This window comes from Achromobacter sp. NFACC18-2 (genome assembly GCF_900108985.1).
In the GTDB taxonomy this organism is placed as follows: domain Bacteria; phylum Pseudomonadota; class Gammaproteobacteria; order Burkholderiales; family Burkholderiaceae_B; genus Achromobacter.
The window spans coordinates 198,585-223,305 of record NZ_FNYM01000004.1; the positions used below are offsets into that span (position 1 = coordinate 198,585).

Below are 24,721 nucleotides of genomic sequence, written 5' to 3' on the forward strand. Positions count from 1 at the left end.
AGTCATCTTCCGTCGAAGGCGGAAAGACCTGGGGCGCGACCGACTTTATTTCTCTTGCAGGTGACTGTCGTTCGGTGTCGCTGTCGACAGGGACACAATGAGCCGCAACTCCCTGAGCGCCCGGCTCCGGCCGCCTCCAAGGCGGCCGGCACCCCCATCAACGGTACAGCACCGTCGGCAGCCACATCCCGATGCCCGGGAACACATACAACAGGAAGATCGCAACGATCTGAATCCCCATGAACGGCAGCATCCCCAGGAAAATCTGGTTCAGCGTCACATGCGGCGGCGACACGCCCTTCAGGTAGAAGGCCGACATGGCGACCGGCGGCGACAGGAACGCGGTCTGCAGGTTCAGCGCCACGAGCAGCCCGAAGAACAGCGGATCGATGCCGAACGTGTTGAGCAGCGGCACGAAGATCGGCATGAAGATCACGATGATCTCGGTCCATTCCAGCGGCCAGCCCAGCAGGAAGATAATGACCTGCGCCAGCAGCAGGAACTGGATCTGCGTCAGGCCCAGCGACAGCACCCATTCCTCGATGATGCGCTGTCCGCCCAGCAGCGCGAACGCCGCCGAGAAGATGGACGACCCCACGAACAGCCAGCAGACCATCGCGCTGGTCTTGGCCGTCAGGAACACGGATTCGCGCAGCACCGGCAGGTTCAGCCTGCGGTACGCCAGCGCCAGCAGCGCCCCGCCCATGGCGCCCATGGCGGCGGCCTCGCTGGGCGTGGCCAGGCCGAAGCCGATCGATCCCAGCACGGCCGCGATCATCACCGCCAGCGGGAAGAACGACCCCATGAGCATCTTGAAGATTTCCAGCCGCGCCCAGGTCAGCGCCGCGTAGAACACCGCCAGCATCACCGCGCAGATGCCCGCGAAGATCCAGAAGCCGGTGGGCGTGGGCAGACGGCCGTCAGCCTCGGCGGGCGCCGCCTGCGCGGGCGCGGGCGCGGCTGCCGGCGGTTGCGCGGCCGGCGTTCCCGGGGGTTCGCTCAAGCCGGACGCGGCGGGCGTGCCCGGCGGCTCGGCCAGATCATTGGACGGCGGCTCGGGCAGGTCGTTGGACGGCGGCTCAGCCAGCCCGTCCACGGGCGGCTCGCTCAGGCCGGAATCGAAACCGCTGGAACCCAGCCGGAGTTCCGCGGGTATCTCGTACACCACGGGCGGCTTGGTCAGCGCGTGATGCACCACCCCCAGCATCAGGACCGTGACCGCCAGCGGGGTCAGCGCGATTGCCATGTTGCGCGTCAGATAGCCGAACGGCACCGCGGCGTTGCGCCTGCCCTTGAACATCGCGGCCAGCATGCCCGAGACCGCGCGCGTGTAGCGTCCCGCGGCCATCGCCGCCGAGGGCGGCGGCAAGGGCACGCCGCGCTCTTCCTTGGGCAGAGGCGGCGCCAGATCGGGCCGGAGCTTCGCCACGAGAATCACGTACAGCATGTACAGGAAGGCAAGCAGCACACCGGGGAACAGCGCGCCGGCATAGAGCTGGACCACCGACACGCCGGTGGTGGCGCCATAGACGATCAGCATGACGGACGGCGGCAGCAGGATCCCCAGGCAGCCGCCCGCGGTGATGGACCCGGCCGTCAGGCGCACGCTGTAGCCCGCTTTCAGCATGGCCGGCATTGCCAACAGGCCCATCAGCGTGACCACCGCGCCGACGATGCCTGTGGCCGTCGCGAAGATCGCGCAGGTGGCCAGCGTGGCGACCGCCAACGCGCCCGGCAGCCGCGCCAGTGCCAGGTGCAAGGACTTGAAGAGCTTTTCGATCAGGTTGGCGCGTTCGACCAGATACCCCATGAACACGAAGAGCGGTATCGAGATCAGCGAATCGTTCGTCATAGTGGCGTACGTGCGCTGCACCATCAGGTCCAGCGTCTGGCCGAGGGACCGTCCAGGGTCCGAACTCTGCATGTAGTACGCCAGGAACGTAAAGAGCACGCCCATGCCCATCAGCGTGAACGCCGTCGGAAAGCCCAGCATGATGGCCACCACGATCAGCGCCAGCATGAGCAGCCCGATGTGACCCGTGGTGAGGTTGTCCCACGGCGTCAGGAACGCGATCATCAGGAGCACCAGCGCAATACACGACAGGCCGAACCACAAAGCCTTGTGGATTTTCATCGCTGGGACTCCCCCTGGTTGACGTAGCGATCGAGCCCGGCGATGTCGTCGTCCTTTACGTGCACCATCTTCTTGAGCTTGTCGACGTCCACTTCTTCGACGTCCTCTTCACGCGATGGCCACGCCCCCTGCTTCAGGCACAGAATGCAGCGCATCACTTCGGCCACGCCCTGCAGCAGCAGGATGGCGCCAGCGGCCGGTATGAAGGCCTTGAAGGGATAGATCGGCGGCCCGTTGGCCATGAGCGACGAATGCTCGCGGATCGCGATGGAATAGCCCGCGTAGTCCCAGCCTGCCCAGACCAGGGCGATCACGCCGGGAAAGAAGAAGACGATGAAAAGCAGCAGGTCCAGCCCGGCCTGCACGCGCGGCGCCAGGAACCCATACAGGATGTCGCCCCGCACATGGCCATTCTTGGCCAGCGTGTACGCGCCGGCCATCATGAAGAGGATGCCGTAGTACATCATCTGCAGGTCGAACGCCCACGCGCTGGGCTGGTTCAGGATGTAGCGTGCCGCGACCTCCCAGCACACATGCAGCGTCAGCACCACGATCAACCAGGCGAAGGTCTTGCCGACAAAAGTGGAAAGGCGGTCTATGAAACGTACGATTCGGATCATCGAAGGTCCTGGAGTCGGGCCCGCTCACGCCGCGGCAAGCCTGCCGTAGGCGCGCGCGGACCCGGGACGCATGGTGAGGCGCCGCGCGCCGGCCAGGCGGCGCGCGGGAGTGGCGCAGGACTGCGTCAGGCCTGCTTGGTGCTGCGCGAGAAGTAGTGGTTGTAGGCCATGCGGAAATTGACCGTCGTGTCGCCCTGCCAGCGCCCCACCCGCTCCGCAAACGCGCGCTGCGATTCCAGCACCTTCTTGAACAGCGGATTCTCGGCCGACCGCTTGGCGATCATGTCGTCCCAGATCTTGAGCTGTTGCTGCAGGATCGCGTCCGGCGTCTTGTAGAACTTGACGTTGTGTTCCTTCTGCAGCTTGATGTAGTCCTGCGAGTAGCGGTTGGCCGCCTTCCAGGACATGTCGGCGCTGGATGCCTGGGCCGCATAGCTCAGGATGTGCTTCAGGTGTTCGGGCAAGGCGTCGTACTTCGCCTTGTTGAACAGGATCTCGAACTGTTCCGCGCTCTGGTGAAAGCTCTGCAGCATGCAGATCTTGGAGACGTCCTGGAAGCCAAGCGCCAGGTCGGACGAGGCGTTGTTGAACTCCGCGCCGTCCAGCAGGCCGCGGTCCAACGCGGGCACGATCTCGCCGCCGGGCAGCGCGTTCACCGCCGCGCCCATGGCCGTGTACATGTCGATGGCCAGGCCCACGGTGCGGAACTTCACGCCCTTGACGTCCTCGACCTTGGTGACCGGCCGCTTGAACCAGCCGAAGGGCTGCGTCGGCATCGGCCCGTACATCAGGGACTGCACGTTCACGCCCATGGCCTTCTGGATCTCGACCAGCAGTTCCTTGCCGCCGCCGTACTCGTGCCAGGCCAGCAGCGTGTTGGCGTCCATCCCGAACGAGGGACCCGAGCCCCACAGCGCCACGGCGGTGTTCTTGCCGTACCAGTAGGCCACCACGCCGTGGCCGCCATCCAGCGTCCCCGCCGACACGGCATCCAGCAGGTCGAAGGCCTTGACCACGGCGCCCGCGGGCAGGACCTCGATCTTCAACTGGCCGCCGGCCATCTCGTTGACCTTGCTGGCGTAGTCGCGCGCGAATTCGTGGAAGATGTCGTTCGCGGGCCAGGTGCTCTGGAACCGGAAGGAGATGGGCGCGTTCTGCGCCTTGACGACGGCGGGAAATCCTAGCGCCGCGGCGCCGGCGGCGGCTGCGCCGGAGATGAATTTGCGGCGGCGGGGCTTGGTAACGTGTTGCATGGCTTGTTGTCTCCTGGGGTGGACTACATGGACCAGCGTGTAGTTACTACTCCTGCATGGGCGCGGGATGGAAACGCCTGCTGCGGGCTTCCCGGTTCCGGACGATGCGTCTGATGCGTCTGATGCGCAACTTTGGAGTGATTAAACCTGCCTGACTAACGGCTGACAATCCGCTTTTGGTCAGGAGTTACCCTAGCAGATGAACTAGCCCAAAAATGCGAAAGGCCAGCGGCCGCAGTGCGCGGCGCTGGCCCGATGGCCGACGCGGACGATGTCCGCGATCGCTACACCGCCGACACCTCCCCCACGTCGCCCCCGCCCTGCAACAGCGGCGGCGCCGTCACGATGGAGGTCAGCGCCGGCTCGGCCGGGCGCAACGCGGCAAGGTCCGGACGCGGACGCCGCAAGGCTTCCATGCCCGCGAACGCCTGCTCCATTGCCTGCGCCGCGGCCAGCACCTCGCGGTCGCCGCGAAAGCGCCCGACGATCTGCAGCCCGAACGGCATGCCCGCTTTATCGCGTCCGCACGGCAGCGTCAGCGCCGGATGCGTGGTCAGCGTGACGACATAGGTCAGCGCAAGCCAGCGGTAGTAGTTCTCCTGGGCGACGCCGTTGATCTTGTCCGCATACAGCTGCGTCCACGGAAACGGCGAGACCGGCGTGGTGGGCGACAGGATGAGATCGTAATCGTCGTAGGCGCGCTGGAAGCGCTTGATCAAGCGCGTCTGTTCGGCCTGCGCCCAGGCGCAATCCTTCAGGCTCATCGCCGCGCCCATTTCGAAGTTGGCGCGCGTGTTCGGACCCAGGCTGGACGGGTCTTTTTCGTAGGCGTCGCGCATGCCGGCCACGAAGGCCTCGGCGCGCAGCACGTCGAAACAGCGATGGGCTTCGCCCACGTCCAGTTCGATGGGATCGCAGGCGGCGAACAGATGCCGCATGGCCGCGATCTTTTCCCGGAAGGCGGCGCGTATGCCGTCATCCACGTCGCACGCGCCGAAGTCTTCCGTATACGCCACCCGCAGCGAGCCCAGGTCCGCAACGCCTGGGTTCAGGAATTGCAGCGGGTCCAGCGGATAGCTGAGCGGATCGCCCGCGTGCGGCCCCGCGCTGGCGGCCAGTTGCAGGCAGGCGTCGGCGACGGTGCGGCCCATCGGGCCCACCACCGAGATCGGCGTCCAGCCCAGCGGCTTGCGCACGCTGGGCACGATGCCGGGCGACGGCCGGAAGCCGACGACCCCGCACTTGGACGCGGGAATGCGCAGCGAGCCGCCCGTATCCGAGCCCGTGCACACCGGCAGCATGTCGCTGGCCAGCGCGGCCGCGGAACCGCCCGACGAGCCGCCCGCGTTCAGGTTGGGGTTGAACGGATTGCCGGTCGCGCCCCACACGGTGTTGCGCGAATTGGCGCCCGCGCCCATTTCGGGCACGTTGGTCTTGGCGGCGACGATGGCGCCTGCGCGGCGCAGGCGGGCGACCAGCTCGATGTCCTCGTCGGGCACGTAGCCGCGATAGAGCGGCGAGCCGTAGGTGGTCAGGACGCCCGCGGTGGGTTCCAGGTCCTTGACCCCCATCGGCAGGCCGTGCAGCAGGCCCAGGGGCTCGCCGGCCATCACCGCGCGTTCCGCCTCGCGCGCCTCCGCCCTCGCCCGCTCGTAGGCGGTAGCGGTGACGGCGTTCACGTACGGATTGACGGCCTGGATGCGCGCGATGCAGGCCTCCAGCAATTCCACCGGCGAAAGCTGCCGCGCGCCGATCATGCGCCGAAGTTCAACCGCGGTCAGCGATACCAGGGTGTCGTCCAATGCCATCGTCGTGTTCCTTCAATCGACCTTGATGTTGGCCCGCTGCGCGACTTCACGCATGATGGGCAGTTCCTTCTGGATCAGCGCCTCGCCCTCGGCGGCGCTGGAGTAGGCGGCTTCGAAGCCCTGCGCCTCCAGGCTCTTGACCACCTCGGGCGATTCGACCGTGGCCTTGAGCGCCTTTTCCAGGCGGGTCTTCACGTCCGCCGGCAGGCCGCGCGGCGCGGCAACCATCAGCCACGTATCCATCGCCACCGACGGATAGCCCTGTTCGGCGAACGTGGGCACGTCCGGCAGGAACGACGAGCGCTTGGGGCTGGAGACGGCCAGCACCCGCACCTTGCCCTGCTTGCTTTGCGGCAGGGCCGCGGCCACGGTGTCGACCGAGAACGGAATCTGTCCGCCGATCAGGTCGGTCATGGCGGGCGCGCTGCCCTTGTACGGCACGTGCGTCATCTTCACATTGGCGGCCGCCATGAAGGCTTCGCCCACGAAATGCGACGTGGTGCCGGTGCCGAACGAGCCGTAAGGCGGCTGGTCATGGGCCGGATCCTTCACATACGCCACGAACTCCTTCAGGTCCTTGACCGGGACCTTGGGATTGGCCAGAAGGGCCAGGCCCGTGCGGCCGACGATGCCGATGGGCTCGAAGCTCTTGACGGAGTCGTACGGCAGCTTGCTCTGGATGGCCGGGTTCACCGTGAAGGTCGTGCCCGAGCTGACCAGCAGCGTGTAGCCATCCGGCGCGGCCTTGGCGACGTACCCGGCGCCGATCACCGTGCCGGCGCCCGCGCGGTTTTCCACCACGATGGTGGTGCCCAATTCCTGGCCCAGCTTCTGCGCCACCACGCGGCCCAGCACATCCGTGGCGCCTCCTGGCGGAAAGGGCACGACCAGCGTGATCGGGCGGCTGGGATAGGCATCCTGGGCCGCGGCGGGGGCAACGGCGCCGAAGGCGCTGGCGACGGCGAGACTGACTGCAAGAAACGAGGTTTTCATGGCGGTGCTCGAAGGGAGATGGTGGAAAGGCGGCGCGTCTGTCGGCGCCTAGGTACCGGCCGCGAGCGATCGCCCGCGGCTCAGGAAACGGTCATATTCTTCGTCGGGCACGAACAGGCCGCCCGTGGTCCAGGCCAAATGCGTGGCGCGCGGCAGGTGCGGCAGGAGCCCCTGCGCTTCCAGCCACGCCCGGCCGGCGTCGGTGCCGCACAGGTGACGCGGCCCGCTGAATCCGGCCGCGGCCGACGGTTCGATGCGCAGGCCCTCGCTGTCCTTGAGCCGGGCCAGGTCGGCGTAGAGCGTGTCGTCCTGCACGGTGTAGACCCCGCGCAGATGCGCGCCCACCGCCGCATACGCCAGCTCCGAGGCGGTCGGCACGGCCAGCCCGTCGGCTTCGGTCACATTGGTGAGCCCCACGTCGTAGACCGACGCGCTGGCCGGCGCGCCGGGCAATTCGCCGTGGCCGGCCATCATGCGCACCATGAAGCACGGCGACTGCACCGGCTCGGCGAAAAAGCAATGGACGTGCGGGCCATAGAGCTGCGTCAGTCCGAAGGCGATGCCGCCCGGCGCGCCGCCCACGCCGCATGGCAGGTAGACGAAAAGGGGATGCTCGGCATCGACGCGCACGCCGGATTCGCCAAGCTGGATGCGCAGGTGCAGCGCCGCGGCGGCGTAGCCCATGAACAGGGATGCGGAGCGCTCGTCGTCCACGAAATAGCCATACGGATCGGCCTCAACCTGCGCCCGGCCGGCGGCCACGGCCTTTTCGTAGTCGCCCGCGTGCTCGACGACCTCGACCCCGCGTGCGCGCAGCCGCGCCTTCTTCCAGGCCTTGGCGTCGGCCGACATGTGCACGGCCGACCTGAAACCCAGCGCCGATGCGATCACGCCGATGGACAAACCCAGGTTGCCCGTCGAGCCCACGGCCACCTGGTAGCGGCCGAAGCAGGCGCGCGCCAAGGGGCCCGCCAGCTTGCGGTAGTCTTCGCCCGGACGCAACAGGCCCTCACGCAGCGCCAGCGATTCGGCGAATTCCAGCACTTCGTGGATGCCGCCCCGGGCCTTGATGGACCCGGCGACGGGCAATGCATGGTCGGCCTTGATCCACAGGCGTCCCGCGCTGTGCGGCAGGCCGATGGCCGCCTGCATGGCGGCGGCGGGCAGGAGCGGCGACTCGATCACGCCGTTCGTCTCGGCCAGTTCGGGAAACAGCTCGGCCAGCAGCGGCGCGAATCGCGCAAACCGCTCCTGGGCCGACAGCACCTGATCCATCAGGAAATGCGCGCCGGGGCCACCGGCCGATCCAGAGGCGACAGGTCCGGTCCACAGCACCGGCCTTGCCTGCCGGAGCGATTCCAGAACGGGGGACGGGGAAGAAACGTCGGATTGAAACATTGCGGTGATACCCGGTTGTCGGCACGATCGATGCCCACATCCTAGAGTCGCTCCGCGGTTTGCAGCAATATCAATGGTTAGAATTCTTCTTTGCGCTTTCCGCAAACCTTGGATCCCGCCATGAACCCTCGCGTCCTGCAGGAAATCTCCCTGCGCTATTTTTTGGAAGTGGTGCGCACCGGCTCGGTCAGCGAAGCCGCCGCGCGCCTGGATGTCGCGCCCTCGGCCGTCAGCCGCCAGATCGCGCGCGTCGAACGCGAACTGGGCACCCTGCTGTTCGAGCGCCGCGCGCGCGGCATGCTGCCCAACGCCGCCGGCGAACTGCTGGCCGCGCACGCCAAGCGCATGCAACAGGACGTGGAACGGGTGGCGGGCGACATCCTGGCGCTGCGCGGCCTGCGGCAGGGCCATGTGCGCATCGTCAGCACGGAAGGCTATGCGTCGGAGTTCGTGCCCGCGGCGATCGCCGCGTTCCGCCAGCACTACGCGGGGATCCGGTTCTCGCTCGACGTCTGCTCGCAGCAGGAGATCCCCCAACGCATCCGGGACGGCTCGGCCGACATCGGCGTCACGCTCAGCCTGACCTCGCAGCGGGACATTCGGGTGGAAATGCGCGTGCCCGCCCCGGTCCGGGCGATCCTGGCCGCCGGCCATCCGCTGGCCGGGCGCCGCGAGTTGGCGCTGGCGCAACTGGTCCCCTACCCGCTGGCGCTGCCCACGCCGGATTCCACGCTGCGCCAATTGATCGACATCAGTTGCAGCCGCCAGCAGCTGCATTGCGAGCCGGCGTTCACCAGCCGCAGCATCGACGCGCTGGTCGGCTTTGCCAGCGCGGGCGGCGGCATCGCCTTCTGCGGCGAGCTGGCGATCCGCAATCGCCTGCAGTGGGGCAGGATCGTCGCCCTGCCATTGCGCGACCGCGAAATGAACGAACGCCATTTCGAGGTGCAGACGCTGGCCGGGCGCATCCTGCCCGAAGCCGCCAAGGCCTTCATCGCCAGCATCGCGGACGCGGCGCGGGCGCCGTCCGGCCAGGACGGGCCCGCGTGACGCGCTGAACGGCCAGTTCGGCCAGGGCGGTCGGGACGGTCAGTACTGGTAGCGCATCGTCAGCATCGCGCTGCGGCCCGCGGCCCATGCCCCCTGGCTGTAGAAGCCGATCTGGCTGTAGTACTTGCGGTCGAACACGTTGTTCACGTTGAGCTGCGCCGACAGGCTGCGGTTGAAGCGGTAGCGGGCCATCAGGTTGGTGATGGCGTAGCTGCCCTGCCCCACGCGTTCATCGCCGTTGGGACCGCTGGCGATGGTGTAGACGTGGCTTTGCCAGTTCACGCCGCCGCCCACGGTCAGGCGATGCCAGTCGCCCGGCAGTTGATAGGTCGTGAACACGCGCACCAGGCTGCGCGGCTGGTCGGTCTGGATCGCGTTGCCTTCGCCATCGCTCGCGGTCCAGTGCGACCAGCCGGCCGCCACGTTCCACCCCGGCGTCACTTCACCCGACAGCTCCAGGTCGAAGCCGCGGCTGCGCGTTCCCTGCGCGGCCGTGTAGGCCTGGTTCGTCGTACCGGGCACGATCTGGCCCGGATCCACCTGCGCCACGTTGTCCTGGTCGATCTGGAAGATCGCCGCGCTGCCGTTCAGGCGGCCGTCCAGCCACTCGCCCTTGATGCCGGCTTCGTAGGACTTGCCCTCCAGCGGGTCGAGCCAGTTGGCGTCGCGGTCCTGATAGGTTTGCGGATTGAAGATGCCCGTGTAGCTGACGTAGGCGGTGTAGGTGTCGTTGATGTCGTAGAGCAGGCCCGCGTAGGGCGTGAAGGCATTCTTGTCGAATTCGGTGCGGCCTTCGCCGCCGAAGCCGACCGAGTTCGTCTTCCAGGTGCTGTAGCGTCCGCCCACGATGAGCTTGAGCGGGTCGGCCAGGTTCAGGCGCAGGGCGCCGTACCAGCCGGTCTGCGTGGTGGTGTAGCGGCTGGCGATGATGGAATCGTTCCAGTCGGGCTCGGGATACGAACCGTTCCAGTTCAGGAAGTTGCCCACGCCGGCCGCGTCGATCGCGGAGCGGTAGTCGAAGTCGCCCTTCTGGCGGCTGAAGCTTGCGCCCACCACCGCCTCGTGGCGGCGGCCGAACAGCGTGAACGGCCCGTTGGCCTTCAGGTCCAGCGAATTCTGCTTGCGGTCGCCCAGGTACCACGCGGGCGACGCACCCATGCCCTCGCCGGTCTCGCGGTCGGGCCAGCCATACAGGTACAGCAGCTTGCCGTCCATTTCATTCTTGGAATAGGACGCCGTGGCCTGCACGCGCCAGTCGTTGTCGAAGCGATGGTCCAGGGTGGCAAAGGCGCCCTGCGTGGTGCTGCCCCACGAGGTCCAGCGCGCGCCGGTGTTCAGCGAACGGCGCCAGTCGGTGCGGCCGCCGTCCGCGTACCAGAGCGGGAATCCGCCCCAGCTGCTGCCTTGCGGGTCGTTGTCCTGGTAGTTGTAGCCCACGCTCAGGGTGGTGCGCGAACTCAGGTCGGCGTCCACCACGCCGTAGAACACCTTCTTCTGGTTCTGGTAGTAGTCCAGGTACGAGTGGTTGTCCTGGTATGCGGAAACGATGCGCCCGCGCACGCTGCCGCTGGCGTTGAGCGGTGAGGACAGGTCGGCCGTCACGCGATAGGTGTCCCAATTGCCCACGCCCGCGCTCAGGTCGGCCTTGAACTCGCGGCTGTCGGCATGCTTGCGCACCAGGTTGATGGAGGCCGACGGATTGCCCGCGCCCGTCATGAGGCCCGTGGCGCCGCGCACGATTTCCACGCGGTCGTAGATGATGGGGTCGACGGAAGACTCGCCCGCCGAGTAGCCCACGTCAAAGGCCGTGGGCACGCCGTCGTACATGTAGTTGGTAATGCTGAAGCCGCGCGAATTGAAGGTGTAGCGCTCGCTGTCGAAGTTCTGCACCGAGATGCCCGGCGTGCTGGACATCACGTCCACCAGCGACCGCATATCCTCGTCTTCCATGCGCTGGCGCGTCATGACGGTGACCGATTGCGGCGTCTCGCGCAGCGACAGCGACAGGCCCGTGCTGGCCGCGGTGGCGCGGGGCGTGTACGAGCCCGTTCCTTCCGTCGTCGCGGGATTGGCGTCGTCGCCCACCACCTGCACCGAGGGCAGCGTGGCCACGCCGGCGTCCTGGGCCGTGGCGGCGGCCGAGGCCAGCGCCAGCACGACAAGCGCAGGCGTGCGGCGCAGTGCGAAACGAGGGTGAACGACGGGGCGTCGGCCGACGGGCCTTTCTGCTTGCATAGTGACTTCCTACCAGGTTGGTCTGCGATGACAAATCGGCACGAAGTGTAAATGCAAATCCTTCTCATATCTATGTATTGTTGTTTTTTCCCATTGCTGCGACACCCCCGCCCCTGTATCAGTCCCCGCCCTCGCGGGACAGCGCGTGCGCAAGATGCGCGCGCATCGCCGACCAGGATCGCGCATCGGCCAGGGGGTCATACACCAGCCCGCGTTCCGGAAACCGGGCGCCCGGAAAGGTGAACGCGTGGCGCGCGTGGCCATAGGCGTGAAGCTGCCAGTCCGCGCCGGCTTCGGTCAGTTCACGGGCGATCGCCAGCACATCGGCGGGCGGCGCCACCGGATCTTCCCAGCCGTGCAGCAGCAGGACGCGGGCATCGATCCGCCCCGCCGGGAGGCCCGCTGGCGGATGCAGCACGCCGTGAAAGCTGACGGCGGCGGCCAGATCGGCAGGCGCCGCGCGGGCCAGATCCAGGGCGCACAGTCCGCCGAAGCAATATCCCGCCACGGCCATCCGCGCCGGGTCCACGCCGGGCAGGCGGCGCGCCGCCGCGTACCCGGTCAGCAGGCGGCGCCGCAGCAGCATCCGGTCCGCCAGCAGCGGGCTCATCAGCGAGGTGTTGTCGCCCAGCGGGTCGCCGCGAACGCCCTTGCCATAGACATCCAGTGCGAAGCAGACGTAGCCCAATCCCGCATAGCGCTCAGCCAGCCGCCGCGTCGGATCGTTCAGGCCGCTCCATTCGTGCGCCAATACGACGCAGGCACGCAAGCGCGCGGATGGGCCGGGATCGACCGCATACCCTTCAAAGGTGAGGTCGCCGTCGGTGTAGTCGATGGCCTGCGCGCGCAGGACGGGCGGGGGTTCAGGCAGCATGGCCGGCTCTCCAGAAAAAAAGGAAGGCCGATCGTAGGCGGCCGCCGCGGCGCCGTATTGAACGAATGGGACAGGGGGAGCGCGACGCTTGCCTAGAGGTAGAACGCGGGCCCCGGCGTTCCCGCATCCGGGCGGAACTGCGCTGCCAGCGCCGAGCCGCCGCCGCGCGCATAGCTGCCGGGCGTCACGCCCAGCCTGCGCCGCCAGTTCCTGATCTGGTGCGCCTGGTCGCTAAAGCCGGCCAGCGGATCGCCGCGTCCGGACTGCACGTCGCGCAGACTGCGATGCAGGCGCTCCAGATCGGCCATTTCCTTGGGCCCGACGCCCAGATGGCGGTGGAACCACCGTTGCAGCTGGCGCCGGTCGGTCTGCGCAGCCTGGGCGGCCTGTTCGACCCGGCCTCCGGCGCGCAGCACCGCGTGCGCCGCCGCGACGCGCATGCCTTCCGGCACGCACCGGGCGCGGTCCAGCCGGGCCAGGAGCCATCGGTCGATCTGGGCGGCGATGCGCACGGGTCCGGCCTGCGCGTCCACGCAGTCGGCCAGCGATGCCGCGGCTGCGTCGCCGGCAAGCGCGCCCAGGTCGGCGAGGCAGTCCGCGCCGCCGGCCTGCACATGCGGAAACAGGCGCAGGACGCCCGGGACGGTCAGCATCGCCATCATGAAGCAGGTCTCGGACCAGGAACGCCATTCCCGCACGCGGGACTGCAGCCCCAGCATCGAGACGCGCGGCACCAGCGCGCCGTCGCGCGTGGCGTTCGGCCGCCCCATATTGACGGACAGCACCGCCAGCGGAATCGGACTGGTGCGGATAGCCTGCCCCGCGAAGACTCCCGGCAGGTCCTGGACGAACCAATAGGCCTGCACAAGGCCGGCAAGCGGCGGGGCGGGAGGCAGGGACAGGAACATGCGCGGCAATCTATCACAGGGCCGGGCGCGGCGGGCAGGTCTGGAACGCGGTTGAACCCGCCGCCCGGCCCTTCGCCTCGGCCTTCGTCATGGGGCAGCTTCGCCGCGGCCTCAACCCGGATCCGGCCTTCTCAACCCTCCCTGCCCGGACGCTGGACGGCGCGCACCTTGCCGCTTTCTCCGCCGCCGCAGTAGAACCGGGCGCCGCCGTCGGATTCCAGCCCCGACACGCCGATGCCCGCCGGCAGCTCCACCGCCTCCAGCACTTCGCCGGTGCGCGGCTCCACGCGCCGCAACTCGCTTTCATCCGCTTCCCAGGTGCCGTGCCACAGTTCGCCATCCACCCAGGTCACGCCGGTGACGTAGCGGTTGGACTCGATGGTGCGCAGCACCTGGCCGGTGGCCGGATCGACCTGGTGGATCTTGCGGTCGCGATAGGCGCCGACCCACAGGCTGCCTTCCGCCCAGGCCATGCCCGACACGCCCTCGCCGCCGGGCGCGGGGATGGTGGACAGGACCTTGCCGGTCTGCGGATCGACCTTCTGGATGCGGCCGTCGGCAATCTGGTAGAGATGCGTGCCGTCAAAGGCCGTGCCCGCGTTGGCGGTCAGGTCGAGCGTGCGCGAGGTCTGGCCCGTGGCGGGGTCAAGGGCGACCAGGCTGGCGCCGGTGGCGAACCACACCTGTGCGCCGTCGTACGTCAGTCCATGCACGGCATCGACGCCCGGGAACGGGCCATATTCGCGCAGGATTCGGGCTTGCGATCGTTTCATGGTGGCTCCTTTTGTAGGGGTCCGTCCATGCTACTGGCCTGGCAGGATGGCCGGGAGTAACAAGCTTGTCGTGAATCCGGGCACGGGCGGCAGCATCCAGCGCCGTGCGCGCCCCTGGCCGTAGGCCTGCACCCGGCCGGCCGCGGCCAGCGCGTCCAGCGCCCGCTGCAGGGTGCGCTGGCTGGTCCCCATGACGAGCGCCAGCGCCGAACTCGACCAGCCCTCGCCATCGGCCAGGAAGGCGAGCAGCGCGCCCTGCTCCGGGTCCACGTCCCCGGCGGCGGGGGCCAGCACCGCCACGTCGCGGCCGCCGCCGGGCGTGAGCAGGTAGCCATGGCGGGTGGCGCTGACGCTGGCGAGTCCGCGGACCGCCGCGCGCAGGCGGCCCATTTCCACGCGCAGGCGCGCGCGGTGCGTGTCGTCGAAATAGCGGGTGCGAAACGCCTGCACGATGAGTGTCTCGCGGTCCACGTCGTGCGGCCAGCCCTGCGCCAGCGCCCGCACCAGCGCAAACAGCACCGGCCGGCTGGTGAGGGCAACGCACGCGTCCGCGCGGCGCAAGGCATGCCGGCAGCCGTCCACGACCAGCGCGCCGGACGCCAGCAGCGCCTCGACCTCGTCCAGCAGCAAGGGACGCTCGCCGTCGCGTCCGATGCGCCGCGCCACCGGCGCATCCATGGCCTGCGCCGCGCTGCGCACTTCCGTCACCAGCGCCGCAATGCCCGCCTCGCCCGCCGCGCGCTCGGCACGCGACAGCGCGGCCCTCGCCATTCCGGCCGCCTGGCGGCGCATGGCAATGCCGGCCACGATCAGGTCGTGGATGGCGCGCGAAGCCCAGGGCAAGGAGGCCGGCTCGATGCCTGCAAGCGTGCGGTCCGCGTCGTCCAGCCGCCCCAGCAGCAACTGCCGGCGCGCCGCCAGATGCAGCGCGTGCGCCGCGTTGACGAGGTCGCCGTGCGCCTGCAGCGTGGCGCGGGCGGCCTCCAGGCTCTTGTCGGGGTTGCCCAGATCGCGTGCCGCCAGCGCGATCTCCGCTTCCGCGACGACGCAGCGGGCCCGGGGAACGGCCGCCTGCGGGCCGAAGGCTCGGGCGGCGCCGCGCAGCAGCGTGCGGGCGCGCGCCAGATCGCCCAGTTGCGCCATGGCGATGCCGCGCAGGGCCAGCGCAGGGGCATCGTCCCGCAAGGCCACGTGGTTCAGCGCGGCCAGGGGATCGCCGGCCGCCAGCGCGCGCGCCGCGGATGCGATCAGAAAGTCCATGAGGAATCCGCCAATGCCCACCCCGTTGCCCGGTCCGGCATCCAATCTACACCAAGCGCCCGCGAGCGCGGCGGCGCGCCCGGCCGCCCCCACCGCGCGCTTCAGGCCGGCGGGAACGCCACCGTCAGTCCGACGCCGGCGCCGTCCAATCCTTCGCTCACCGTCACGGACGCGCCGTGCTGGCGCGCGATCTGCGCCACCAGCGACAGGCCGATGCCGCTGCCCCCGGCCGGGGCGCCGGCGGCGCGATAGAACCGGTCGAACACCCTGCGGCGCTCCGCGGGCGCGATGCCCGGGCCGTCGTCCGCGACGCGCAGGAAAGCCCCGCCGTCCGACACGGGACCGCAGGACACCGCGATCCGGCCACCGCCCGGCGTATAGCGGACCGCGTTATCCAGCAGGTTGCCCAGCAGCACGCCCAGCGCGTCCAGATTGCCCATGACCGCGCAAGGCCGCACGTCCAGGGTCAGCCGCTGCCCCGCCCGGCCGGCGCAGGCTTCCCAATCGCGCGCCAGCAAGGCGACCAGCCCGTCCAGTCCGACCTTTTCCGGCGCCTGCGCGCTATCGACCAGGGCATCCATGCGGGCCTGGTCCAGCAACTGCTCGGCGATGCGCGTGGTCCGCTGCGCGACCAGGCGCAGTTTTTCGGCGGCCTGCGTGGATTCGGCCGAGCCCGCGCTGCGCGCGACCAGTTCGGCGTGTGCGCTCAGCGCCGCCAGCGGCGTGCGCAATTCATGCGCGGCGTTTTCGAGGAAGCGCCGTTCGCGGTCCAGCGCCCCCTTGACGCGCAGGAGCAACTGGTTGATCGACCGGATGAACGGACGCAGTTCGCCCGGCATGCCCGCCAGCGGCAGCGCGGCCAGGTCGAACGGACCGCGCCGCTCGATGGCCGCGCCCGCGCGGTCGACCTTGCGGAACGCTCGCCCGATCACCACGCAGGTCACCGCGGCCAACAGCAGGAACAGGATGGAAACGATGACCAGGCCGCGCGTCGCGTTGGCCAGCATCTTGGCGCGCAGCTCGCTCTGCGAATACGCCAGTTGCACCTGCACCTTGCCGCTCGCGTCGGTGACCGAATACACGCGCCAATTCACGCCGCCCGCGGCGCTGTCCGTGTAGCCGTCTTGAAACGACGGATTCAAGGGCTGAGCGGGCGACTCCCTGGATTGCAGCAACGGCCGCCTTTCGGGCAGGGACCAGACCTGGAAGCTCGCCCGGTCACCGTTGAACTGGACGGTGGGCGGCAACGCGAAGCGCTCGGCCGGGGCCACGTTGCCCAGCAGGCTGACGGGCATGGCCGTCAGGAGCTGGTTCGCCCCGTCGTAAAGCCCCTGATCCTGCAGGCCCGTCTGCGCGCGCCGCGTCTCGAACTGCTGAAACGCGAACACGAAGATCCAGGCCAGCAACAGCGTCAGCAGCAGCGTGACGGTCAATTGCCGTTGCAGGTTTTTCATTGGTCCGACTCGATGCGGTAGCCCATGCCATGCACGGTCGTGATCAGCTTGTCGCCCAGCTTGCGGCGCAGTTGATGGATGTACACGGCCACCGTGTTGCTTTCCAGCGCGGCGCTGTGACCATAGACGGCGGTTTCAAGCTGCTCGCGGTTGACGGTGTGGCCGATGCGCTCCATCAGCGCCAGCAGCGTCCGGTACTCATGCGCGCTCAGGCTGACCTCGACCCCGTCGCGCGTCACGCAGCGCCGGGCCGGGTCGAGCGCAATGTCGCGGCAGCGCAGCGCGGAAACTACGGCATTGCTGCTGCGCCTGACCACCGCGCGCAGCCGCGCGTGCAGCTCATCGAGCTGAAAGGGCTTGACGATGTAGTCGTCGGCGCCCGCATCCAGTCCCTGCACCCGTTCGCTCAGGCGGTCGCGCGCGGTAATGATGAGAACCGGGGTGGCGTCATAGCGCGACCGCAGGTGCTTGAGCACCGCCAGGCCGCTCCCGTCGGGCAGGCCCAGGTCCAGCAGCACGGCGTGAAATCCATGCTCCACCAGCGCCAGGCGCGCCTCGGACACGCTGCGGACCCAATGCGCGTCGGCGCCCGATTGATTCAGGCTGGTGTGCAAGGCGTCGCCCAGCATGGCGTCGTCTTCAACTAGCAGGACACGCAAGACAGCTCCAGAAAAGCATAACGGCGCAAGCATGCCCGCGCCGCTTTAAAAACTTTTTAAAACCCGGCGCCCACAATGCGCACCGTTCGCGGCGGGCATGACGCCCCTCGCGCATCCCTGTAGAAAGGAATGGAATGAAGCTGGGTATCTTAACAAGCGCTCCCCTGGCTGCCGCCGCCGTGCTGGCCGCGGTAGCAGGCAGCGCCCGCGCCGACGAAGGCGGCAACAACTTCATCGGACTGGGGGTAGCCGCCCTGCCCGTCTACGAAGGCTCGCGCGAATACCGCGCGCTGCCGGTGCCCCTGATCAACTACCAATCGGGCAGCTTCTTCATCTCGCCCCGCGCCGGCCTGCCCGCGATGGGCTTGAAAGCCGATCTGGCGCCGGATTGGAACGCCGGCGTCTTTGTCGGCATGGAGCTTGGCCGCGACGCGTCCGACGCCGACCGTACGCGCGGGCTGGACGATATCGATTTCCACGGGGCCTACGGGGCATTCGTCGAATGGTCGCCGGGCCCGTATTCCCTGATGGCCGCCTACCGCCAGGCCGCGCACAGCGGCTACGGCGGAACGCTGGAGCTGCGGGCCACCTACGCCGCCTGGCACGACGCGAACAACCGGCTCTCGGTGGGCGCCAGCACGCAATGGGCCAACGGCGACGCGATGCAGACCTGGTTCGGCGTCACGCCGTCACAGGCCGCGCGCAGCCGCGAGGGCCTGGACGCGTACTCGCCGTCGGCGGGCTTCAAGTCCGTCGCGCTCTTCGGCACGTGGGCCCACCGCTTCGACGCGAAGTGGAGCGCGATCACCACGCTGGGCGTCAACACGCTCGTGGGCGACGCCCGCGACAGTCCCCTGACCGAAAAGAAGACGAACGTCTTTGCCAACGTGGGCGTGGTCTACGCCTTCTGACGCCCGGCTGCTGCCCGCCAAGACGCGCCGGTTCATCGACTTCCCGGCGGATTATCTGGACGGCTCCGCATCCTGCGCCCGGGCGGAGACCGCGGTCGACAACGCCGGCGCGGGCGCACGCAGCAAGGGATAGGGGTTGAGCGCCCCGCCGGCCGCATAGATGCCGTAGTGCAGATGCGGCGGCGTCCCCTTGGCGTTCCCGGTATTGCCGACGAAGCCCAGCACGTCGCCCGGCGCGACGAGCTGGCCGCGGCGGATGTCCGCGTAGCCGTCCAGGTGCGCGTAGTAATGCATCTGCCGGCCCGGCCCCATCACCCAGACCACCTGGCCGCCCAGGGTGTTCTCGCCGATGCGCGTGACCACGCCCTGCGTGGCGGACAGCACGGGCGTGCCGCGCTTGGCGAAGATGTCGATGCCTTCATGGCTGCGGCCGCCCGAGCGCGCCGCGCCCCACGTATCGGCCAGTTGGCGCGGGGCGATGCCCTGGACCGGCACGGGCAGCGAGGTGGGCGCGTCCAGCCAGGACAGCCGCGCCATGTGCCACGGCGCGCGCGCCGCGTCGGGCAGGCGCGGCCAGGCCCAGACCGCAAGCCCGGCCAGCGCGGCAAGCAGGAGGAGGCGTCGGGCAAGTCGCAAGGGCGTATGGGCGTCCATGAAAGGTTCGACGACGGCACCCGCGAGGGGTTCCCCGGGGTCCGCGCGCGTCACAGTGTTACACACGGCCGCAATCCGACCCCAATTTGCGCCCTGGACTTGCCCTGGCGCGTCCCGGAGCGGCCCTCCCGCCCCGCCCCAGCGTGTAAACTCCCCCCTTTTTGACTCTGGTGGTATGTTGCAAGCCCCCCAGCGCACAGGTTTAAGCGGCCCGACGCTCATTCGCTTGCTGACTCGCCTGACGGACGCGGATGTCCAGCAGTCCAGGCAGTCGCTATCCGACCATCTGAGCCAATGGCTTGGCTGGACGGACGCGATCGCCCTGTCGGCGGCGCTGAACACGAGTCCGCCCGTGATTGCGCCCGGCGCCCGCCTGTTCAGCAGTGCCGAAGAGCGCGAGTGCGTGCGCGTGCGCACCACCTTGGCGGACGCCATTGCCAGCGACACGGCGGCCACGGCCGCCAGGCGCGTCACGCCCGGGACCGCCCCCGCGCGGGCGCCGGCAAAGAAGCTGGCTGCCGTCCTGGCCGAGGACGAGTTCGATTATTCAAGTTTCCGCCAGCGATATCTGTCGCTGCAGCACACGATGGAAACCAGCATCGGCAACCTGCGCAGCCGCCTGCGCGGGATGGTCGCGGCGCGCAACGGGGAATGGACGCGGCTGGCGGTGGTCGACGCGATCATGGACCGCGCGCTGTTGCCCAAGGAGCGGGCCCTGCTGGGCGCGATTCCGAAGCTGCTGCAAACGCATTTCGACAGGCTGCGCAAGGCCGACGAAGCCGCGCGGGCCGCGGCCACGGCCCAGGCCGAAGCGGCGGAACTGGCGGACCCGGCGGACGCCGCCGCGCAGACCGATGCCGACCCGGGCGCGCCCGCCGGCGACGCCGCGCCGGCCAGCCCGGAACCGGCGGCCCCGCCGCCGCCCCCAGGCGCGTGGCTGGACACGTTTCGCGCCGACATGCGCGCCGTCCTGCTTGCCGAGCTGGATGTTCGTTTACAACCGGTCGAAGGGCTGCTCGCCGCCCTTCGCACCAGCTAATTAGGACACCATGTCCAAGACTCTGATCAATATCGTGGTTTTCCTGGCCGGACTGGCCGTTGTGGGCTGGATCGGCGCAGGCTATGCGGGCACGAACCCGCTGGCCCTGGCCGTGACGCTGCTGATCGCCGTCTGCTACCTGGCCGGCGCGCTGGAGCTGCTGCGTTACCAGCAGGCAACGTCATCCCTTGCGCGCGCCGTGTCGGACCTGGACGAGGCGCCCGGCAGCCTGGGCGCCTGGCTCGACAAGGTGCCCGCCGGCCTGCGCAATGCGGTGCGCCTGCGCATCGAAGGCGAGCGCGTGGGCCTGCCCGGACCGTCGCTCACTCCCTATCTGGTCGGCCTGCTGGTGCTGCTGGGCATGCTGGGCACGTTCCTCGGGATGGTCGTGACGCTCCGCGGCACCGGCCTCGCGCTGGAAAGCTCGACCGACCTGGCCGCGATCCGCGCGTCGCTGGCCGCCCCCGTCAAGGGCCTGGGCTTTGCCTTCGGCACGTCGATCGCCGGCGTAGCCGCCTCCGCCATGCTGGGCCTGCTGGCCGCGCTGTGCCGGCGCGATCGCGTCCAAGCCGCGCAGCATCTGGACACCAAGGCCGCGACCACGCTGCGCGTGTACTCGCAGAGCTACCAGCGCGAGGAATCCTTCAAGCTGCTCCAGCGCCAGGCCGAGGTCATGCAGCGCCAGGCAGAAGCCATGCCCGCCATCGTCGGCCAGCTCGAAGCCATGATGAAGGGCATGGAACAGCAGAACCAGGCGCTCAATGAGCGCCAGCTCGCCAGCCAGACCGCCTTCCAGGGCAAGGCCGAGGCGGCATACGCCCGCCTCGCGTCCATCATGGAGCAGTCCATGAAGGACAGCGTGGCGCAGAGCGCCCGCTCGGCAGGCGAAGCCCTGCAGCCCGTGGTGCAAGCCACCATGGACAGCCTGTCGCGCGAAACGGCGACGCTGCAGGAAACGGTCGCCCAGGCGGTCCACCAGCAGTTGCAAGGCATGACGGCGGGCCTGCAGGCCGCGACCACGGACGTGGCGGGCATCTGGAGCCAGGCGGTGGCGGGCCAGCAGCGCGCCAGCGAAGCCATGGCGCAGGACCTGCGCGCCTCGCTGGACCGCTTTGCCCAGACCTTCGAACAACGCTCGGCCGACCTCCTGGACAGCGTATCGGCGCGCCTGGAGGCGTCGTCGGGCCATATGTCGCAGGCCTGGACCGAGGCGCTGTCGCGCCAGCAGCAGGCCGGCGAAAAACTGGCCGGCGACAATCTGCAGGCCCTCACAGCGGCGGCGGCCAGCTTTGAACAGCATTCCGCCTCGCTGCTGCGCACGCTGAACGCGTCGCACACCGCCTTGCAATCGGAACTTGCCTCGCGCGACCAGCAGCGCCTGTCCGCCTGGACCGAGACGCTGGGCGTGATGGGCGCCACGCTGCGCCAGGAATGGGAACAATCGGGCGCGCAGGCGGCCGCCCGCCAACAGGAAATCAACGACTCGCTTGCGCAGACCGTGCGCGACGTCGCCGCGCAGGCAACCGCGCAGGCCGCCCTGCTCGAAGGCGTGTCGGCCCGCCTGGAAGCCGCCGCCAACGGCGTGTCGGACCAATGGACCCGCGCCCTCGCCCGCCAGGAAGAAACCAGCGGCAAGCTTGCCGCCGGCAACCAGGCCGCGCTGGAGGCCGCCACGGCGGCCTTCGAACGGCATGCCACCTCGCTGCTGCACACGCTGGACCAGTCGCACGCCGAACTGCAGACGGCCCTGGCCGAACGCGACGAAGCCCGCCTGGCCGCCTGGAGCGGCACACTGGCCGCGATGACCGCCAAGCTCGGCCAGCAATGGGAACAGGCCGGCGCCAGCACCGTGGCCCGCCAGCAGGAAATCAACGACGCGCTGGCCCAGACCGCGCGCGGCATCGCCAGCCAGACCGAGGCGCAGGCCGAACGGCTGCAGGACATGTCCGCCCGCCTGGAAGCCGCCGCGGGCAGCGTCACGCAAGCCTGGACCGATGCGCAGGCCCGCCAGGAAGACGTCGGCAGGCAGCTTGCCGCCGACAACCAGCGCGCCCTGGAAACGGCCGCGGCCGCCTTCGGCCAGCACGCCGACGCGCTCCTGCGCACGCTGGACCAGTCGCACGCCGACCTGCAGGCCGCGCTGGCCTCGCGCGACCAGGAGCGCCTTGCCGCCTGGACCGGGTCGCTGACCGCGATGGCCGCCAAACTGGGCGAGGAATGGGAACAGGCCGGCACCCAGGCCGCCCTGCGCCAACTCGAAATCAGCGACGCGCTCACCCAGACCGCGCGCGACATCTCCGCCCAGACGCAACAGCAGGCCGCCCTGCTGGACGGCGTGTCGGCGCGACTGGAAACCGCGGCCGGCCACGTCACGCAGGCCTGGACCGACGCGCAGACCCGCCAGGAAGAAGTCGGCAGGCAGCTCGCCGCCGACAACCGCCAGGCGCTGGAAGCGGCATCGGCCGCGTTCGGCGCGCACTCGGCCGAATTGCTGCAGACGCTGGCGCAATCACACACCGCCCTGCAGGCGGCGCTGGCTGCCAACGACGAAGACCGGCTGGCCGCCTGGACCGGCAAGCTGGCCGCCATGGCCGACGCGCTGCGCTCTGAATGGGAACAGGCGGGCGCGCGGGCCGCCAGCCTGCAGCAGGATATCTGCGACACCCTGAACCTGACCGCGCAGGACATCACGGCGCAGACGCAGGCCCATGCCAGCGAAACCATCGCCGAGATCGGCCGCCTGGTGCAGGCGGCGTCCGAAGCGCCGCGCGCCGCCGCCGACGTCATCGGCGAACTGCGCCAGAAGCTCTCGGACAGCATGGTCCGCGACAACGAGATGCTGCAGGAGCGCAACCGCCTGCTGGAAACGCTGGGCACCCTGCTGGACGCCGTCAACCACACCGCCGCGGAGCAGCGCACGGCCGTGGACGCGCTGGTCGCCTCGTCGGCCGACATGCTCGAGCGCGTGGGCGCGCAATTCACCGACAAGGTCGACGCCGAGACCGGCAAGCTGACCGAGGTGGCGTCGCTGGTCACCAGCAGCGCCGTCGAAGTGGCCAGCCTGGGCGAAGCCTTTGGCGCGGCGGTGCAGGCCTTCGGCGAATCGAACGACAAGCTGACGGCGCACCTGCAACGCATCGAGGCGGCGCTGGACAAGTCCATCGCGCGCGGCGACGAGCAGCTCTCGTACTACGTCGCGCAGGCCCGTGAGGTCGTGGACCTGAGCCTGATGTCGCAGAAGCAGATCATCGAAAACCTGCAGCAGCTGGCCGCCCAGCGCGCCACGGCGGGAGCGGAAAGCGCATGAGCGACGATATCGACGGCGGCGTGGAGCCCACGGCGCCCGCCTGGGCCGTCTTCGGCGACCTGATGTCGGTGCTGCTGGGCGCCTTCGTCCTGATCCTGGTGAGCGTCGTCGCGGTGCAGTTGCAACTGTCGACGCGGCTGGAAGAAGCGGTCAAGCAGCGCCAGGAAGAAACGCAGCGCCGCGAGACCCTGGAGCAGGCGCTGGCCGGCCCGCTGGCCGCCGGCCGCGTGACGTTGATCAACGGGCGCATCGGCATCAGCGGCAGCGTGCTGTTCGCGCTGAACTCCGACCAGCTCCAGCCCGAAGGCCGCGAGATCCTCAAAAGCCTGATCGAACCGCTGTCCGCCTACCTGACGACCCACAACGAGATCCTCATGGTCAGCGGTTTCACCGACGACCAGCAGGTGCGCGAAGGCAACCGGCGCTTTGCCGACAACTGGGACCTTTCCGCCCAGCGCGCGCTCACCGTCACCCGCGCCCTGATCGACGAGGGCGTCCCGTCCTCGATGGTGTTCGCGGCCGCCTTCGGCGCCGAGCAGCCCGTGGCGTCCAACGCCGACGAGGAAGGCCGCGCGAAGAACCGCCGCGTCGAAATCACGCCCATCCCCAAACCGTCCAACGAAGCGGGTAAGCCCGGTGAGCAGTGACGGCAGCCGCCCGGGGCTCCTGGACGCGCGCGCGACGCTGGACGCCTGGCGCGCAAGCGGCGCGGACCGCGTCAATCCCCTGCGCTTTCACCTGATCGACGCGCTGGACCGCCGCGCGGCGGGCTACGGCGGGCAGGCTCGCCAGCGGCTGGACGAACGGCTGGCCGGTTTGATCCAGGCCTATCAGGCCGAACTGACCGGCGCGGGCGGCGCGGCCGGGCCGGATGCCTTGCCGGCGCCCGCCCAGCCCGGACCGCTCGCCGGCCTGGTCTCCTACATCGACCGGCCCGCGCCTGCGGACCGCCTGGACACCGGCGCCGCCCCGGCCGAGGCCGAGCTGCCCGGTCCCGCCGACCACCTCGCGCGCGACGCGCTCGGGTTGCGCGCCGCCTACCCGGAGTTGCCGCTGCTCGACGAATTCCGGGCGCTCTGGTCCCGCTTCAGCGCCGACCGCCAGGTCCGCCAATCGCAGGAGCAGGTGCACAAGAACGCCGGGCCGCTCAATTCCAACCAACTGGTGCACCGCGCGCTGTCCCTGATGCGCGAACTGTCGCCCGGCTACCTGCAGCAGTTCCTGTCGTACACCGACGCGCTGATGTGGATGGAACAGATGACGGCCGCCTCCGCCCCCGCCGCCAAGGAAGCGCCCCGCGCCAGCGCCGCCCGCAAATCCCCGCGCGGCAAGTCCCGCAAGGAAAGCAAGCCAGCCAAGGAAAGCAAGGACGGCGCCTGAAGGCGATTTGC

General features: G+C 69.3%; 20 protein-coding genes. 6 read left to right on the top strand and 14 right to left on the bottom strand.

The window, feature by feature from the left end:
* Positions 1-157: 157 nt before the first annotated feature.
* From BMW75_RS07915 to BMW75_RS07940, 6 genes are all read right to left on the bottom strand, one after another.
* Positions 158-2,134, bottom strand: coding sequence for a TRAP transporter large permease (locus BMW75_RS07915; RefSeq protein WP_092578354.1), 1,977 nt, complete (start codon positions 2,132-2,134; stop codon positions 158-160).
* On the bottom strand, positions 2,131-2,754 hold the full coding sequence (locus BMW75_RS07920) for a TRAP transporter small permease subunit (RefSeq protein ID WP_092578356.1): 624 nt from the start codon (positions 2,752-2,754) through the stop codon (positions 2,131-2,133). The genes BMW75_RS07915 and BMW75_RS07920 overlap by 4 nt, the downstream gene beginning before the upstream one ends.
* A gap of 125 nt (positions 2,755-2,879) precedes the next feature.
* A complete protein-coding gene (locus BMW75_RS07925) occupies positions 2,880-4,007 on the bottom strand; it encodes a TRAP transporter substrate-binding protein (RefSeq protein WP_092578358.1) in 1,128 nt (375 codons plus the stop codon).
* A gap of 284 nt (positions 4,008-4,291) precedes the next feature.
* Positions 4,292-5,815, bottom strand: a complete 1,524-nt coding sequence (locus BMW75_RS07930) for an amidase (protein WP_092578360.1) — start codon at positions 5,813-5,815, stop codon at positions 4,292-4,294.
* A gap of 12 nt (positions 5,816-5,827) precedes the next feature.
* The gene (locus tag BMW75_RS07935) at positions 5,828-6,808 is read right to left on the bottom strand and encodes a Bug family tripartite tricarboxylate transporter substrate binding protein (RefSeq protein WP_092578362.1); all 981 of its coding nucleotides are present in this window, start codon (positions 6,806-6,808) and stop codon (positions 5,828-5,830) included.
* 48 nt (positions 6,809-6,856) lie between these two features.
* Entirely contained in the window at positions 6,857-8,206 is a 1,350-nt protein-coding gene (locus tag BMW75_RS07940; RefSeq protein ID WP_092578363.1) for a D-serine ammonia-lyase, read from the bottom strand.
* 120 nt (positions 8,207-8,326) lie between these two features.
* On the opposite strand from BMW75_RS07940, the gene BMW75_RS07945 reads away from it, so the two are divergent.
* Complete coding sequence (locus tag BMW75_RS07945; RefSeq protein WP_092578364.1) at positions 8,327-9,256, top strand: LysR family transcriptional regulator; 930 nt, start codon at positions 8,327-8,329, stop codon at positions 9,254-9,256.
* 39 nt (positions 9,257-9,295) lie between these two features.
* Here the strand turns inward: BMW75_RS07945 and fhuE are convergent, their stop codons facing one another.
* From fhuE to BMW75_RS07980, 7 genes are all read right to left on the bottom strand, one after another.
* On the bottom strand, positions 9,296-11,491 hold the full coding sequence (fhuE, locus tag BMW75_RS07950; protein ID WP_092578365.1) for a ferric-rhodotorulic acid/ferric-coprogen receptor FhuE: 2,196 nt from the start codon (positions 11,489-11,491) through the stop codon (positions 9,296-9,298).
* 118 nt (positions 11,492-11,609) lie between these two features.
* Positions 11,610-12,365, bottom strand: coding sequence for a dienelactone hydrolase family protein (locus tag BMW75_RS07955; protein WP_092578367.1), 756 nt, complete (start codon positions 12,363-12,365; stop codon positions 11,610-11,612).
* A 92-nt stretch (positions 12,366-12,457) separates the two neighbouring features.
* Complete coding sequence (locus BMW75_RS07960) at positions 12,458-13,273, bottom strand: AraC family transcriptional regulator (protein ID WP_092578369.1); 816 nt, start codon at positions 13,271-13,273, stop codon at positions 12,458-12,460.
* Between the two features lie 131 nt (positions 13,274-13,404).
* Positions 13,405-14,046, bottom strand: coding sequence for a Vgb family protein (locus BMW75_RS07965; RefSeq protein ID WP_092578371.1), 642 nt, complete (start codon positions 14,044-14,046; stop codon positions 13,405-13,407).
* A gap of 30 nt (positions 14,047-14,076) precedes the next feature.
* The gene (locus BMW75_RS07970; RefSeq protein WP_092578372.1) at positions 14,077-15,306 is read right to left on the bottom strand and encodes a helix-turn-helix domain-containing protein; all 1,230 of its coding nucleotides are present in this window, start codon (positions 15,304-15,306) and stop codon (positions 14,077-14,079) included.
* 101 nt (positions 15,307-15,407) lie between these two features.
* Entirely contained in the window at positions 15,408-16,760 is a 1,353-nt protein-coding gene (locus BMW75_RS07975) for an ATP-binding protein (protein WP_092578374.1), read from the bottom strand.
* On the bottom strand, positions 16,757-17,419 hold the full coding sequence (locus BMW75_RS07980; protein ID WP_092578375.1) for a response regulator transcription factor: 663 nt from the start codon (positions 17,417-17,419) through the stop codon (positions 16,757-16,759). Before BMW75_RS07980 ends, BMW75_RS07975 begins: the two co-directional genes overlap by 4 nt.
* A 134-nt stretch (positions 17,420-17,553) precedes the next feature.
* Between BMW75_RS07980 and BMW75_RS07985 the strand changes: the two genes are divergently transcribed.
* Complete coding sequence (locus tag BMW75_RS07985; RefSeq protein ID WP_092578377.1) at positions 17,554-18,330, top strand: MipA/OmpV family protein; 777 nt, start codon at positions 17,554-17,556, stop codon at positions 18,328-18,330.
* A gap of 51 nt (positions 18,331-18,381) precedes the next feature.
* Here the strand turns inward: BMW75_RS07985 and BMW75_RS07990 are convergent, their stop codons facing one another.
* Positions 18,382-18,984: a M23 family metallopeptidase gene (locus tag BMW75_RS07990; protein ID WP_175493123.1), complete on the bottom strand. Its 603-nt coding sequence runs from the start codon at positions 18,982-18,984 to the stop codon at positions 18,382-18,384.
* Between the two features lie 175 nt (positions 18,985-19,159).
* Between BMW75_RS07990 and BMW75_RS07995 the strand changes: the two genes are divergently transcribed.
* From BMW75_RS07995 to BMW75_RS08010, 4 genes are read left to right on the top strand one after another with little or no spacing between them, the layout of a single operon-like run.
* Entirely contained in the window at positions 19,160-20,023 is an 864-nt protein-coding gene (locus BMW75_RS07995; protein WP_092578379.1) for a DUF3348 domain-containing protein, read from the top strand.
* A gap of 10 nt (positions 20,024-20,033) precedes the next feature.
* Positions 20,034-23,330, top strand: a complete 3,297-nt coding sequence (locus BMW75_RS08000) for a DUF802 domain-containing protein (protein WP_092578381.1) — start codon at positions 20,034-20,036, stop codon at positions 23,328-23,330.
* Positions 23,327-23,977 (top strand): OmpA family protein, encoded by a 651-nt coding sequence (locus BMW75_RS08005; protein ID WP_076520581.1) that lies wholly within the window; start codon positions 23,327-23,329, stop codon positions 23,975-23,977. The genes BMW75_RS08000 and BMW75_RS08005 overlap by 4 nt, the downstream gene beginning before the upstream one ends.
* Positions 23,967-24,710, top strand: coding sequence for a DUF2894 domain-containing protein (locus BMW75_RS08010; protein WP_092578384.1), 744 nt, complete (start codon positions 23,967-23,969; stop codon positions 24,708-24,710). Before BMW75_RS08005 ends, BMW75_RS08010 begins: the two co-directional genes overlap by 11 nt.
* Positions 24,711-24,721: the final 11 nt, after the last annotated feature.

Coding starts and splice junctions, on each gene's coding strand:
- BMW75_RS07935 (WP_092578362.1), bottom strand. CDS start 6,808: ATGAAAACCTCGTTTCTTGCAGTCAGTCTCGCCGTCGCCAGCGCCTTC.
- BMW75_RS07915 (WP_092578354.1), bottom strand. CDS start 2,134: ATGAAAATCCACAAGGCTTTGTGGTTCGGCCTGTCGTGTATTGCGCTG.
- BMW75_RS07965 (WP_092578371.1), bottom strand. CDS start 14,046: ATGAAACGATCGCAAGCCCGAATCCTGCGCGAATATGGCCCGTTCCCG.
- BMW75_RS07930 (WP_092578360.1), bottom strand. CDS start 5,815: ATGGCATTGGACGACACCCTGGTATCGCTGACCGCGGTTGAACTTCGG.
- BMW75_RS07940 (WP_092578363.1), bottom strand. CDS start 8,206: ATGTTTCAATCCGACGTTTCTTCCCCGTCCCCCGTTCTGGAATCGCTC.
- BMW75_RS07975 (WP_092578374.1), bottom strand. CDS start 16,760: ATGAAAAACCTGCAACGGCAATTGACCGTCACGCTGCTGCTGACGCTG.
- BMW75_RS07945 (WP_092578364.1), top strand. CDS start 8,327: ATGAACCCTCGCGTCCTGCAGGAAATCTCCCTGCGCTATTTTTTGGAA.
- BMW75_RS07955 (WP_092578367.1), bottom strand. CDS start 12,365: ATGCTGCCTGAACCCCCGCCCGTCCTGCGCGCGCAGGCCATCGACTAC.
- BMW75_RS07970 (WP_092578372.1), bottom strand. CDS start 15,306: ATGGACTTTCTGATCGCATCCGCGGCGCGCGCGCTGGCGGCCGGCGAT.
- fhuE (WP_092578365.1), bottom strand. CDS start 11,491: ATGCAAGCAGAAAGGCCCGTCGGCCGACGCCCCGTCGTTCACCCTCGT.
- BMW75_RS08005 (WP_076520581.1), top strand. CDS start 23,327: ATGAGCGACGATATCGACGGCGGCGTGGAGCCCACGGCGCCCGCCTGG.
- BMW75_RS07995 (WP_092578379.1), top strand. CDS start 19,160: ATGTTGCAAGCCCCCCAGCGCACAGGTTTAAGCGGCCCGACGCTCATT.
- BMW75_RS07920 (WP_092578356.1), bottom strand. CDS start 2,754: ATGATCCGAATCGTACGTTTCATAGACCGCCTTTCCACTTTTGTCGGC.
- BMW75_RS07925 (WP_092578358.1), bottom strand. CDS start 4,007: ATGCAACACGTTACCAAGCCCCGCCGCCGCAAATTCATCTCCGGCGCA.
- BMW75_RS07960 (WP_092578369.1), bottom strand. CDS start 13,273: ATGTTCCTGTCCCTGCCTCCCGCCCCGCCGCTTGCCGGCCTTGTGCAG.
- BMW75_RS07985 (WP_092578377.1), top strand. CDS start 17,554: ATGAAGCTGGGTATCTTAACAAGCGCTCCCCTGGCTGCCGCCGCCGTG.
- BMW75_RS08000 (WP_092578381.1), top strand. CDS start 20,034: ATGTCCAAGACTCTGATCAATATCGTGGTTTTCCTGGCCGGACTGGCC.
- BMW75_RS07990 (WP_175493123.1), bottom strand. CDS start 18,984: ATGGACGCCCATACGCCCTTGCGACTTGCCCGACGCCTCCTCCTGCTT.